Below are 13,037 nucleotides of genomic sequence, written 5' to 3' on the forward strand. Positions count from 1 at the left end.
CCCTTCCGGGTGAGGACTTCGGCCTGACAGACTCCGGAGGGTGCGCGACTTCGACATGCTTGTCATCGGATCCGGCCCGGGTGGTCAGAAGGCCGCCATCGCTGCGGCCAAGCTCGGCCGCCGGGTCGCCGTCCTCGACCGCCCCGACATGGTCGGCGGGGTCTCCATCCACACCGGGACCATCCCCTCCAAGACCTTGCGCGAGGCGGTCCTCTATCTCACCGGCCTCACCCAACGCGATATGTACGGCCAGAGTTACCGCCTCAAGGAGGACATCACCGTCGCCGACCTGACCGCGCGCACCCAGCACGTGGTCAGCCGCGAGGTCGACGTCATCCGCAGCCAACTGTCCCGCAACCACGTCTCCCTGTTCGCCGGCACCGGCCGCTTCGTGGACGACCACACGGTCGCCCTGGTCGAGGCGAACGGCAACGAAAAGCTGTTGACCGCCGAGCACATCGTGATCGCCACCGGCACCCGGCCGGCCCGTCCCGCGAGCGTCGCGTTCGACGGACGCACGATCATGGACTCGGACAACGTTCTCAACCTGGAGCGGGTGCCGCGCTCCATGGTCATCGTCGGGGCCGGGGTGATCGGCATGGAGTACGCCTCCATGTTCGCGGCCCTCGGCAGCAAGATCACGGTGGTCGAGAAGCGGGCCGGGATGCTCGACTTCTGCGATGTCGAGGTGATCGAGTCGCTCAAGTACCACCTGCGGGACCTCGCCGTCACCTTCCGCTTCGGGGAGACGGTCGCCGCGGTCGAGCATCATCCCGGGGGCACTCTCACCGTCCTGGAGAGCGGCAAGAAGATCCCCGCGGACACCGTGATGTACTCCGCGGGCCGACAGGGCCTCACCGACGAACTCGACCTGGACAAGGCCGGGTTGTCCGCCGACCCGCGCGGCCGTATCAAGGTCGACGAGAACTACCGCACCGAGGTGCCGCACATCTACGCGGTGGGCGACGTCATCGGCTTCCCGGCGCTGGCGGCGACCTCGATGGAGCAGGGCCGTACGGCCGCGTACCACGCCTTCGGCGAGCCGGTGCACCCGATGCACGACCTCCAGCCGATCGGCATCTACACCATCCCGGAGATCAGCTTCATCGGGCGCACCGAGGACCAGCTCACCGAGGAGTGCGTGCCCTTCGAGGTCGGCATCTCCCGTTACCGCGAACTGGCCCGAGGCCAGATCATCGGTGACTCGCACGGCATGCTCAAGCTCCTGGTCTCCCCGGACGACCGCAAGCTGCTCGGCGTGCACTGCTTCGGTACCGGGGCCACCGAGCTGATCCACATCGGGCAGTCCGTGATGGGGTGCGGCGGCACGGTCGACTACCTCGTCGACGCGGTGTTCAACTACCCCACGCTGGCCGAGTCCTACAAGGTCGCCGCCCTGGACGCCACCAACAAGATCCGCCAGATAGACCGCCTGAGGGACTGACCACCGCCGGGGCCCGGCGAGGCCCGTATCGAGGTCCGGCACGGGCGGGGCCCGGGATGCCTGGTGAGGCACCCCGGGCCCGCTCACGCCGAGGTCATTCCCTCGCGCCGATCGCCTCGACCGGCCGGATCCTCAGCAGCATCCGCGTCGGCAGCATCGTGCCCGCGGCCGCGAGGGCCGCCGTCGCGCCGGCGATCGCCAGGTAGCCGAGGCCGGGTACGGCCGGGATCGGGGTGCCGCTCACCGCCAACGACACGAGGACGAGCGGGAACGCGGAGAGCAGGGTCCCGATGCCCACCCCGGCCGCGATGACGATGACGCTCTCCCGCCGCATCATGCCCACGACCTGCCCGCGGGCCGTGCCGGACAGCCGCAGCAGAGCGAACTCGCGGCGTCGCGCGGCCGTGCTCATCGCCAGCGTGTTGACGACGGTGATCGCCGTGTAGGCGATGATCACGCCGACGACGAGGTAGTTGACCCACGCGTTCGCCCGCTGTTCCGCGAGCTGGTCGTCGACGGCGAGGCCGTCCCGGAGCACCGTGCCGGGGTAGGCCGCGGCCAGGTGCGACAGGGCCTGGGTCAGATCGGGTGCCGAGGGGGCGGAGCGTACGAGGACGGACTCGTCGACCTTCCCTGTGGTGTGGGCGAGCAGCAGGTCGTGGTCCATGGTCACATCGGTGAATCCGAAGCCGCGTTCGTACACGGCGACGACCTCGGCCCGCAACGGGGTGCCGTCGCCGAGGTGGAGCCGGGCGGTGTCGCCGAGGCCGAGCCCGAGCCAGGAGGCCGCGGTGGTGCTGATCGCCACGGTGTCCCGTGACAGGGCCTTCATGTTCCCTTCCCGCGGCCGCAGATCGAGGGCGCTGCCGAGCGCCCGGGGATCCACGCCCTGCGCGCTGAGCGAGACGGACTCCTGGGCGCCCAGCATCCTGCCCATGGCGACGACCTTGGACCTGACCAGTCCGGTGGCCGACGCCACCTGCTTCATGCCCCTCGCCTTCTCGGCTAGTTCGGGTGACACTCCGGACGGCGCGGTGAGGACGTGGTCGGCGACGAGCCCGGCCCGCAGCTGGTCGGCCGACTCCCTGAGCCCGGTGGTCTGCGCGAAGACGACGGTCGACGAGAAGGAGACGGCGAGCACGAGCGGGGTGATCGCGCCGGCCAGCCGGGCCACGTTGGCCCGGGTGTTGGCCGCCGCGAGGTAGCCGGTGACACCGGTCCGGTTCAGCAGCGGGGCGAGCAGGCGTACGGCGGTACGGGAGACCAGCGGGCCGAGGACGGCGACCGCGACGACGAGGACGAGGACGAGGGAGTTGGCGAGCCCGACGAGGGTGAAGAAGTCGGCGTCCTGTGCCAGTCCGGTGACGAAGATCCCGGCCGACAGCACGAGCAGCACACCGCCGGTGATCCGGCGTCCGCGGCCGAGCCCCGGGGTCTCCACGGCGGCCTCGCCGAGCGCCTCGGTGGGCCGGATCCGGGTCGCGCGATGCGCGGCGGACAACACCGCGACCAGCGCGGTCAGGACGGTGACGAGCACCGCCGCGAGGAAGGGCAGGGGGCTGAGGGCGAGATCGAAGTCGGAGGGCACGATGCCGTGTCCGGCGAACCGGTCGCGCAGCCAGTACACGAGGAGCAGACCCGCCGGGCAGCCGACCACTCCGGCGAGCAGGCCGGTGGCAGCGGCCTCGGCGGCGACCATGCGCCGGATCTGGCCGGGGGTGGTACCGATCGCGCGCAGCAGGGCGATCTCCCGGCGGCGGTGTCGGATCGACAGGGACGTGGTGGCGTACAGGACGAAGACGGCGACGAGCAGGACGTTGCCGCCGATCGCGGCCGCCAGGACGACCAGGTTGGAGCCGCTGACGGTGACGTCGAGGAACTCGGCCCGTCCGCGCCCCTCCCCGGTGTGCACGGCGAGGGTGTCGTCGTGGAGCGCGGACTGGACGGCGTCGGCGAGTCGGTGCGGTGACGCGCCGGGCGCGGCGAGGACGCCGAAGGCCTGGACGGAGGCTTCGGGAACCGACCGGCGCAGGGTCGCGTCGGCCAGGAACGCCACGGACCGGCGGGGGGCGCCGCCGTCCTTCAGGGCGACCAGTCCGGCGACCTGGAAGGTACGGGGCACCGAGGTGGTCATCAGACGGATGTCGTCGCCGGGGCGGACGTCCGCCTGCGCGGCGAGTTCGGTGTCCAGGACGATCTCTCCGGCGGCGCGGGGCGCGTGACCGGTGGTCAGCCGGAAGTCGCCGAGGCCCAGGCTCGACCAGTTGTGCGCCTCCACCCCCGCGCCGTGGTGTCCCGGCACCGGCTGACCGGCATCGGTCACCAGCCGCACCGGGGCGCCCACGTCCGTGATCACCGTCTTCGCTCCGTCCACGCCGGTGATCCGGTCGGCCGACGAGGCCCGCAGCGGTACGCGTTCGGGCAGCGGCTGGGACTCCTTCAGGGTCGATCCGTCGAGGTCCTTGAAGGTCAGTTCCACCTCCTGGCGGCCCGTGACGACGACATCGGCCGCCGCGTACCGCTCGGCGGAGGATCCGGCCCGTATGCCCGACTCCAGCAGGATCCCGCACGCGCTCAGGACGGCGGCGCCCAGCAGCAGGGCGACGAAGGTGCCGACGAAACCGCCCTTGCGGGCCTTGAGCGTCAGCAGGGCGAGACTCAGCATCAGGCGGCCCTCCGCAGGCCGGCCATGACGTCCGCGACGCGGTCGGCGCTCGGCTCGGTCAAGGCGTCGACGAGGTGTCCCGCGCTCAGGAAGAGAGCGTGGTCGGTGTGTGCGGCGGCCACCGGATCGTGGGGGACATGACCACCGTCTGATGCAGATCGGTGACCGCCTGCCGCAGCAGCCCGAGGATGTCCCGAGCGGTCTCCGGATCGAGCGCCCCGGTCGGCTCGTCGGCGAAGATCACCTCGGGCCGGGTGACCAGGGCGCGCGCGATCGCCACCCGCTGCTGCTGGCCGCCGGACAGCTGGGCGGGGAAGCGCGCGAGCCGGTCGCCGAGGTCGACGGCCTTCACGATGTGGTCGAACCAGCCCGCGTCGACCTGCCGTCCGGCCAGCCGCAGGGGCAGCGTGATGTTCTGCTCGACGGTCAGCGAGGGCAGCAGGTTGAACGCCTGGAACACGAAGCCGATGCGGGTGCGTCGCAGCTCCGTGAGTCGTCGCTCCTTCAGTGTCGACAGGTCCTGTGCGCCCAGCCGGACCGAGCCCGAGGTGGGCCTGTCGAGGCCCGCCGCGCAGTGCAGGAAGGTGCTCTTGCCGGATCCCGAAGGGCCCATCACGGCCGTGAACGTGCCGGGGGCGATGCCCGCGCCGACCTTGTCGAGCGCCAGCACGGCCGAGGGGCCGTCGCCGTACCGCTTGGTCACGTCCGTCAGCTGCACCGCGTACCGGCCGTCGGCCGGCCCGTCCGGTTGTTGGCCCCAAGACCGCACTGTGACTCCTCGACTTCTCAATTTCCGACTTCTCAAGTTCCGGATGCCAAAGGTCCGGCTGCTCAAGTTCCGGCTTCTCGCACGGCGTTCCGTGAGTGGTGCTCCCAGTCCAGCGGCGGCAACGGGCCCCGGCCTCGGCCGCACCGTCGAACCGTGGTCTCCGCCGGTCGGGCGAGATCCGCGATGCCCTCCGTCGTACGGAGGAGGGCAGGGTCTCCTCGCGCCGCCGGCCGCGCGGGGCGCCTCCTCCTTGCGGAGGATGCCGCCGCGGAGGAGACCGGCCGCGCGCTCTCACCCTCGGGGCAGATCAGGGCACCGGGTGAGCCGTCTAACGTGGGGCGCATGGACCTGATGGACTCGTTCGCCGGGCGCCGTGTGCCCCCGGCCATCACCGACGCGGGTCTGGCCCTGCTGCTCATCGCCGGATGCGCGGCCACGCCGCTGGCGATCCCGCCCGGCGGGCCCGAACTGCGTGCGCCGGACACCTGGTTCCTGGTGCTCGTGCTGGTGTCCGCGCTGCCGCTCGCCTTCCACCGCCGGGCTCCGCTGCCCGCGCTGCTGGTGATGGCGGCGGCGGCCGCCGCGCTCCAGGGCCTCCACTACATCCCGCAGCTCTCCGGACCCGAGGGCACCTCCATCGGACCGACCTACGTGGGCGTGGCCACGGGCGTGTTCCTCACCGCCGTACGGTCCACCCCCCGTACGGCGACCCTGGTCGTGGCGGCGCTCATCCCGGCCGCGGCCGTCACCGAGTCGCTGCTCGCGCCGGCCGGGTACCGCGTCACCACCCTGCTGATCGAGACGGTGCTCCTGGTCGCCGCGTGGGCGCTGGGCCGGCTCTCCAGGGCGCGCGCCGCCATCCGGAACCAGGCGCTGGAACGGGCCGCTGCGATCGAGCGCGAACAGGTCGCCAACGCACGCGCCGCCGTGATGGAGGAACGGGCCCGGATCGCCCGCGAGTTGCACGACATCGTCGCCCACAACGTCAGTCTCATGGTGGTGCAGACCATCGCCGCCGACCGGGTCCAGGACCGCGACAGCGCCAAGGCCCACGAACTGCACGGCACCATCGAGGAGACGGGACGGGCCACCGTCACCGAGCTGCGCAGGCTCCTTGACGTGCTGCGGACCGACGAGGAGGCGGAGAGCGACCCGAACAAGGAACCGCCCCAGCCCACCATCGACGCCCTGCCGGCGCTCGTGGAGTCGGTGCGCGCCGCCGGTCTCCAGGTCGAGTTCGACACCAAGGGAACCCCCGCCGAGCTCCCGGCCGGTTCACAACTCGCCGTCTACCGCGTCGTACAGGAAGCCCTCACCAACACCCTCAAGCACGCCGGTCACACGCACACCGCGCTGACCGTCTCCTGGGAGCCGGAGCGGCACCGGCTCACCCTGCGGCTCTGCGACGACGGGCCGCGGCAGGGAGACGAAACATCGCGACCGCCCAAGCCGGCGAGGGGTTCCGGCCACGGTCTGGTCGGTATGCGGGAACGGATCGGCGCCGTGGGCGGCTCCCTGCACACCGGCAACCGCCCGGGCGGCGGATACTGCGTCCACGCGGTCGTCCCGCTCCCCTCCCCCGAACCCGACCCCCAGCACGAAGGGCACTCCCCGCATGCAAGCCATCCGCGTCCTGCTGGTCGATGACCAGCCCATGATCCGGACGGGGTTCCGGCTCATCCTCGAGGCCGAACCGGACATCGTCGTCGTCGGCGAGGCGTCGGACGGCGTGGCCGCCGTCGAGAGCGCCGAGGCCCTCACCCCGGACGTCGTCCTGATGGACATCCGGATGCCGCACATGGACGGTGTGGAGGCCACCCGCCGGATCGTGGGGGCGGGTTCACCCAGCCGGATCGTCATCCTCACCACCTTCGACCTGGACGCGCACGTCGTGGACGCCCTGCGCGCCGGGGCCAGCGGTTTCCTGGTCAAGGACGGTCCCGCCGACTCCCTGGTGGGCGCCATCCGTACGGTGGCCGACGGTGAGGCCGTACTCTCCCCGCGCGTCACCCACCGGCTGCTGGACCGCTTCGCCGACCTCGCCGCGCCCGCGACGTCGGCCGTGCCGACGAAGCTCGACGCCCTGACCGGGCGCGAACTCGACGTGCTGCGCGCCCTCACCCGTGGTCTGTCCAACGCGGAGATCGCGCGCGAACTCGGCGTGGGTGAGACCACGGTCAAGACGCACGTCGCCCACATCCTGGAGAAGTACCAGCTGCGCGATCGCGTCCAGGCCGTGATCCTGGCGTACGACTGCGGCCTGGTCGTCCCGCGCGGAACGTCCTGACGGGGCCTCGGGGAGCGAGCGCCTGACCATCGCATGGCACGCCCGCGTGATCACCGATCGCGGGCACGGGGAGCGCCGCGGTCAGCGCGGGCTGTGCCGGTCCGCCGTCACGCGCAGGTACTCGATACCGGTGTCGAGCGCGGCCTTCAGGTGGGTCGAGTCACCCGTGGACATCATCACCGTCACACCTCCCTGGACTCCGGCCAGCAGTGCGGCGGCCGTCGTGTCGACGTCGAGGGTGGACGACACCAGGCCACGCGCCCGGAGCGCGCGAATGCCCCGGGCGAGTTGCTCCTGCCACTGACGCATCAGCTCGGCCACGATGGCCCGTGCGCCCGGCCGGGATCGCCCGACCTGGAGGAACAGGGATCCCAACGGGCACTGATCACCCTGGCGTTCATAGCGTTCCACGACCGCGTCCCGCCACTGGTACCAGGACTCCCAGGAGTCCAGGCATCCCAGATGCGGCTGCTGGTCCTCCAGGACGCGGTCCGCCTCGAACTGTGCCACCGCCAGCAGTAGTTCGTCCTTGCCTTCGGGGAAGTAGTGGAAGAGCTGGCTCTTGCTCGTGCCGGTCCGGGCGCGGATGTCGTCGAGGGTGGTGAAGGCGACACCCCTTTCGCGGAGCACCTCGGCGGCACCCTCGATGATGCGGGCCCGCGTGGCTCGGCCTTTCGTGGTCGGCGCCTGCGACATGGCGTGCTCCCTTCATCCCTGGACCGGCGTACTGACCCGACTCGCTGGACCGACTCACTGCTGACTCACTGGACCGACGAGTCCATTTTACGCCCTCACAGGCGCCCCAGACTGGACTTGCCGGTCCATTTTTGCCGATGCACAGTGGGTCGCGCGGTTCAGCCCACTGGTGGACCGCCGTACGGAGCCGGTCGGCCTGGCCGACCGCTGAGAGCGGGACGAGGAACCACATCATGGGTGAACGACTGCACAACAAGACCGCGCTCGTCACGGGGTCGACGAGCAATATCGGGCGGGCGATCGCCGAGGCGTTCGCCGCCGAGGGGGCCCATGTCATCGTGTCGGGGCGCGATCGGGAGCGGGCGGCCCGAGTCGTCGAAGGCATCCGCGCCGCCGGCGGGCGGGCCGATTTCCTCGTGGCGGACCTCGACGGCAGTGCCGGGGCCTCCCGGGACCTGGCCGAGCTGGCACTTAGGTCCCTCGGCGGGCGCATCGACATCCTGGTGAACAACGCCGGCATCTACCCGGGCGCCGTGACGACCGCCACGGACGAGGAGACCTTCGACCGGGTCTACGCGGTGAACGTCAAGGCACCGTTCTTCCTGACCGCCGCCGTCGCACCGGCCATGGCGGAGGCCGGAGGGGGCAGCATCATCAATCTCGGGTCATGGGTCGCACGCCTGGGTATTCCGGTCGGCGCGCTCTACAGCTCCACCAAGGGGGCCATGGAGACCCTCACCCGGGCATGGGCCGCGGAGTTCGGACCGCGGGGAGTGCGGGTGAACGCCATCTCGCCGGGCGTGATCCTCCCCCGCACCGCGGAAGGGAGCGACCCGCACCCCGGCGAGGTCATGATGAAGGGGACACCGGCCGGCGAAGTCGGCAGCCCGGACGCCATCGCGCGCGCCGCCGTCTGGCTGGCCGGTGACGAGGCCTCCTTCGTGCACGGATCGGTGGTGGACGTCGACGGCGGTCGCGTGGGTGCCGCCGTCATCGCCGCGTGAGTCACCGCGGGCCGTTTCCCGTCATTCCACTGCAAGGACCAACACGTCCCGGCTTGGTGTCCATGGCTGGGGACGCGCGGGGCTGAACACGCGTATCGGCGTGTCTCTCCGCACAGTTGGGGCCCTGCAAGCGCGGCGGCGGTGGTGGACTGGGAGCCGGGTTGCTGGTGCTGCAGGGGGTCTCCGAGCGGAACTCCGGTGACAGGGACCCGGCCATCTGCACGTCCTCGAAGGCCACGCCGGCTACGCAGGACCCCGGGTCGTCGAAGCACGTCTCCGGAGCCCAGCTGTGCACGGCGCTGAACCGCTCGGACCTGCCGGCGCTCCTCGGAACCCCGGCAGAGCAGGCGGAGACGGCCGGAGGCAACGAGAGCTCGGTCAAGCTCGCCGGCGGCACCGAGATCGCCACCCCGAGGCCACTGTCACGCTGAAGACCTACTCGGTGAAGATCTCCGCGTCCTGCGACCGCGCAGAAGAGAACGGTCCTGGGACACCTGGCGGTCCTCTACTCGGACCGGACCATCGCCATCGCCATCTGGCGCCAGGACTCCGTCGTACCCGACGACGCGGCACTGCTCAGCGTCGCCGAGAAGGTGCTGCCGACGATCCCGGGCCGGGTCAACGGCTGACTCGGCACACACCGACCACGTCGAAGGCCCGGCCCCGCACTGCGCCGGGCGCCGGCCGAACTGCCCGTCACCCGTCAGACGTTCCTGTCAGTGGGCTTCACCGACAAGATCGGCTGACGGCCGAAGCGGGACGAGCATCTGGCCCGGTCCCGCACGACACACCGCGCGCCGGACGCGGCACTTGATACCCGGGGGGCCGTTGCGCCACCGGTCGTCATCGCAGGGTGAGCGGGGTCTCGGATGCGACGCGGGTCAGTTTCTCCGGGTTGCGGACGTAGTAGAGGCCGGTGATGCGGGCGTCCTCGACACGGATCGCCATGATGCCGTCGACCTCGCCGTCCAGGCGCAGGACGAGTGCCGGGTTGCCGTTGACCACGGTGGGGTCACTGGTGAGCGTGCCTTCGGCCTTGCCGGTCCCGCCGACGATGAAGCGGACCACCTTCTCGGCGCCGCTGATCGGCCGCAGCGCGGCCTGCTTGAGGCCGCCACCGTCGCTCACCAGGACGACCTCGGGAGCGAGCACGTCCATGAGACCCTGCAGGTCCCTGGCTTCGAACGCGCGCTGGAACGACTCCAGAGCCGCCCGGATCCTGCCCGAGGGGACCACCTCGCGGGGGCGGCGGGCATCGACGTGCCGACGTGCGCGATGTGCGATCTGACGGACGGCCGCGGGGGTCTTGTCGACGGCGGCCGCGATCTCGTCGTAGCCGACGTCGAAGACCTCGCGCAGCACGAAGACCGCGCGCTCGGTCGGCGACAGCGTCTCGAGGACGAGCATCATCGCCATCGACACACTCTCGGCGAGTTCGACGTCCTCGGCCACGTCCGGCGCGGTGAGCAGCGGCTCGGGCAGCCAGGGACCGACGTACACCTCCTTGCGGCGACTCATTGTGCGCAGCCGGTTGAGCGACTGCCGGGTCGTGATCCGGACCAGGTAGGCGCGCGGGTCGCGTACCTGCCCCAAGTCGACCTTGACCCACCGCAACCAGGTTTCCTGGAGGACGTCTTCGGCGTCGGCGGCCGATCCGAGCATCTCGTATGCCACGGTGAAGAGCAGGTTGCGGTGGGCGAGGAACGTCTCGGTCGCCGTGTCGGTGACGTGGTCGCTCATGTCTCGGCCCCTCTCCTGCGCGGCCGACGCCGGTCGCCGAAGTCCTTCATGCGTGCATCCACAGCGAGATCCTTCTCATGAGCAATCGTCCATACCCGTGGATTTGCCGAGTGGTGATCAGGCGCCCTGGGCCCGAGGCGACGCCCTACGAGTGCCTGGTCAGGCCGTCCGTTCAGTGGCAGGCGCCTCGTGACGCCTGGTCTGCAACAGTTGTCGGCGTTTGGCGTCCTTGGCCCACCAGGTGCGCGCACCGGGCTTGCGTGCCTCGTACGCCAGTTGCCAGGGGATGCCCCGGCAAATGAGCTCCTTGATCTTCGCACCCGGGCGGCCGCCGAGGTAGAACCCCTTCGCGGTGTCATCCCTGCCGGTGAGCTGAAAGACGCCGGCGCGGCGGCCCAGACTGATGCACTGACTGACGAACCCGACGTCGATGGGCGCGGGCTGCTCGCCCGCGAGCCGGCTGAGCACTGTCTCGGCGGCCTGCGGGCCCAGTTGGACGGCGGCCTGGCAGCTCATCCGGAACGGCAGGTCCGAGGGTGCCGCCGAGTCCCCGGCCGCGACGATGCGCACGTCGTCCACGCTCGTCAAGGTCTCGTCCGTGAGCAGGCGGCCCAAGGCGTCGGTGCTCAGTCCGCTGCGCGCGGCCAGGTCCGGCACACCGAATCCGGTGGTCCAGATGGTCACCTCGCTCGGCAGCTCGCGGCCGTCGCTGAGCCGTACGGCATCACGACTCACCGCCGTCACCTTCGTGTCGGGGCCTTCGAGCACGGTCACACCCAGTACGGCCAGCCGCCTGGCGACCGAGCGCCGACCCCGAGGGTGCAGGGCAGGGCCGAGCACCCCGCCGCAGACCAGGGTCACGGTGCGCCCCTCCTCGGCCAGTTCGGCGGCGGTCTCGATGCCGGTCGCACCGGCTCCGACAACGGTCACCGCGGCCGTTGCGGGCGCGGCGTCGACGACCGGCCGCAGCCGCTGCGCCTCCTCCAGGCCGGCGATCGGGTGGGCGAACTCGGCCGCCCCGGGCACCTGCGGGTCGGCGCTGCCACTGCCCACCGCGTAGACCAGATAGTCGTAGCCGACCGTGCCGCGGGTCGCGAGCGTCACGCTGCGCGCGGCCGCGTCGATCCGGGTCACGGTGTCGACCACCAGCCGGACGCGCTCGCTCATGACCTTGCGGTAGTCGAGGACCGCGTCGTGGGATCCGCCCACCAGTTGGTGCAGGCGGATCCGCTCGACGAAGGTCGGGCGCGGGTTGATCAGAGTCACTGTCACGTCGTCGCGCTGTGTCAGGCGATTGGCCGCCATGACGCCGGCGTATCCGCCGCCGACCACGACTGCCGCCGCGCCGGCCCAGACTGATGCACTGACTGACGAACCCGACGTCGATGGGCGCGGGCTGCTCGCCCGCGAGCCGGCTGAGCACTGTCTCGGCGGCCTGCGGGCCCAGTTGGACGGCGGCCTGGCAGCTCATCCGGAACGGCAGGTCCGAGGGTGCCGCCGAGTCCCCGGCCGCGACGATGCGCACGTCGTCCACGCTCGTCAAGGTCTCGTCCGTGAGCAGGCGGCCCAAGGCGTCGGTGCTCAGTCCGCTGCGCGCGGCCAGGTCCGGCACACCGAATCCGGTGGTCCAGATGGTCACCTCGCTCGGCAGCTCGCGGCCGTCGCTGAGCCGTACGGCATCACGACTCACCGCCGTCACCTTCGTGTCGGGGCCTTCGAGCACGGTCACACCCAGTACGGCCAGCCGCCTGGCGACCGAGCGCCGACCCCGAGGGTGCAGGGCAGGGCCGAGCACCCCGCCGCAGACCAGGGTCACGGTGCGCCCCTCCTCGGCCAGTTCGGCGGCGGTCTCGATGCCGGTCGCACCGGCTCCGACAACGGTCACCGCGGCCGTTGCGGGCGCGGCGTCGACGACCGGCCGCAGCCGCTGCGCCTCCTCCAGGCCGGCGATCGGGTGGGCGAACTCGGCCGCCCCGGGCACCTGCGGGTCGGCGCTGCCACTGCCCACCGCGTAGACCAGATAGTCGTAGCCGACCGTGCCGCGGGTCGCGAGCGTCACGCTGCGCGCGGCCGCGTCGATCCGGGTCACGGTGTCGACCACCAGCCGGACGCGCTCGCTCATGACCTTGCGGTAGTCGAGGACCGCGTCGTGGGATCCGCCCACCAGTTGGTGCAGGCGGATCCGCTCGACGAAGGTCGGGCGCGGGTTGATCAGAGTCACTGTCACGTCGTCGCGCTGTGTCAGGCGATTGGCCGCCATGACGCCGGCGTATCCGCCGCCGACCACGACCACATCGGTGTTCTCCGTCATGGTGTCTCCTTCGTTTCCGGGGGTTCGGCCTCAAGACACCGCGGAATCGATCGCTGTGACAGCATGTGAGGCAGGTCACTCCGCGGACCAACAGGCAAGTCCGCGCTCCCGTCCACACCGT

9 protein-coding genes and 2 pseudogenes are annotated in these 13,037 nt (G+C 71.2%); 5 read left to right on the plus strand and 6 right to left on the minus strand.

Going from position 1 to position 13,037, the window contains the following annotated elements:
- Window positions 1-40: 40 nt before the first annotated feature.
- Window positions 41-1,444: a Si-specific NAD(P)(+) transhydrogenase gene (sthA, locus tag FNV62_RS04530; RefSeq protein ID WP_060900162.1), complete on the plus strand. Its 1,404-nt coding sequence runs from the start codon at window positions 41-43 to the stop codon at window positions 1,442-1,444.
- Between the two features lie 94 nt (window positions 1,445-1,538).
- On the opposite strand, the gene FNV62_RS04535 is transcribed toward sthA, so the two are convergent.
- Both FNV62_RS04535 and FNV62_RS04540 read right to left on the minus strand, forming a co-directional pair.
- The gene (locus tag FNV62_RS04535) at window positions 1,539-4,109 is read right to left on the minus strand and encodes an FtsX-like permease family protein (RefSeq protein ID WP_144314699.1); all 2,571 of its coding nucleotides are present in this window, start codon (window positions 4,107-4,109) and stop codon (window positions 1,539-1,541) included.
- A pseudogene (locus FNV62_RS04540) lies at window positions 4,109-4,878 on the minus strand (ABC transporter ATP-binding protein). The gene FNV62_RS04535 and the pseudogene FNV62_RS04540 overlap by 1 nt, the downstream one beginning before the upstream one ends.
- Window positions 4,879-5,220: 342 nt before the next feature.
- Here FNV62_RS04540 and FNV62_RS04545 point away from each other — a divergent pair.
- Window positions 5,221-6,525, plus strand: coding sequence for a sensor histidine kinase (locus FNV62_RS04545; protein ID WP_143599998.1), 1,305 nt, complete (start codon window positions 5,221-5,223; stop codon window positions 6,523-6,525).
- Complete coding sequence (locus FNV62_RS04550) at window positions 6,494-7,165, plus strand: response regulator (RefSeq protein WP_143599999.1); 672 nt, start codon at window positions 6,494-6,496, stop codon at window positions 7,163-7,165. The genes FNV62_RS04545 and FNV62_RS04550 overlap by 32 nt, the downstream gene beginning before the upstream one ends.
- Window positions 7,166-7,246: 81 nt before the next feature.
- On the opposite strand, the gene FNV62_RS04555 is transcribed toward FNV62_RS04550, so the two are convergent.
- On the minus strand, window positions 7,247-7,861 hold the full coding sequence (locus FNV62_RS04555; protein WP_143600000.1) for a TetR/AcrR family transcriptional regulator: 615 nt from the start codon (window positions 7,859-7,861) through the stop codon (window positions 7,247-7,249).
- Between the two features lie 233 nt (window positions 7,862-8,094).
- Here FNV62_RS04555 and FNV62_RS04560 point away from each other — a divergent pair, with 233 nt between their 5' ends.
- Window positions 8,095-8,865, plus strand: a complete 771-nt coding sequence (locus FNV62_RS04560; RefSeq protein ID WP_143600001.1) for an SDR family NAD(P)-dependent oxidoreductase — start codon at window positions 8,095-8,097, stop codon at window positions 8,863-8,865.
- 116 nt (window positions 8,866-8,981) lie between these two features.
- Window positions 8,982-9,296 (plus strand): DUF6215 domain-containing protein, encoded by a 315-nt coding sequence (locus FNV62_RS57485; RefSeq protein WP_375336684.1) that lies wholly within the window; start codon window positions 8,982-8,984, stop codon window positions 9,294-9,296.
- Window positions 9,297-9,708: 412 nt separating this feature from the next.
- On the opposite strand, the gene FNV62_RS04570 is transcribed toward FNV62_RS57485, so the two are convergent.
- The 3 genes and pseudogenes from FNV62_RS04570 to FNV62_RS04580 all read right to left on the minus strand — a co-directional run.
- Window positions 9,709-10,605 (minus strand): RNA polymerase sigma-70 factor, encoded by an 897-nt coding sequence (locus FNV62_RS04570; RefSeq protein WP_143600003.1) that lies wholly within the window; start codon window positions 10,603-10,605, stop codon window positions 9,709-9,711.
- A gap of 159 nt (window positions 10,606-10,764) precedes the next feature.
- Window positions 10,765-11,910 (minus strand): NAD(P)/FAD-dependent oxidoreductase, encoded by a 1,146-nt coding sequence (locus FNV62_RS04575; protein ID WP_144314700.1) that lies wholly within the window; start codon window positions 11,908-11,910, stop codon window positions 10,765-10,767.
- A 31-nt stretch (window positions 11,911-11,941) separates the two neighbouring features.
- Window positions 11,942-12,916 (minus strand): annotated as a pseudogene (locus tag FNV62_RS04580) (NAD(P)/FAD-dependent oxidoreductase); the annotation flags it as partial.
- Between the last annotated feature and the right edge of the window lie 121 nt (window positions 12,917-13,037).

Source organism: Streptomyces sp. RLB3-17 (assembly GCF_007113425.2).
In the GTDB taxonomy this organism is placed as follows: Bacteria; Actinomycetota; Actinomycetes; order Streptomycetales; family Streptomycetaceae; genus Streptomyces; species Streptomyces mirabilis_D.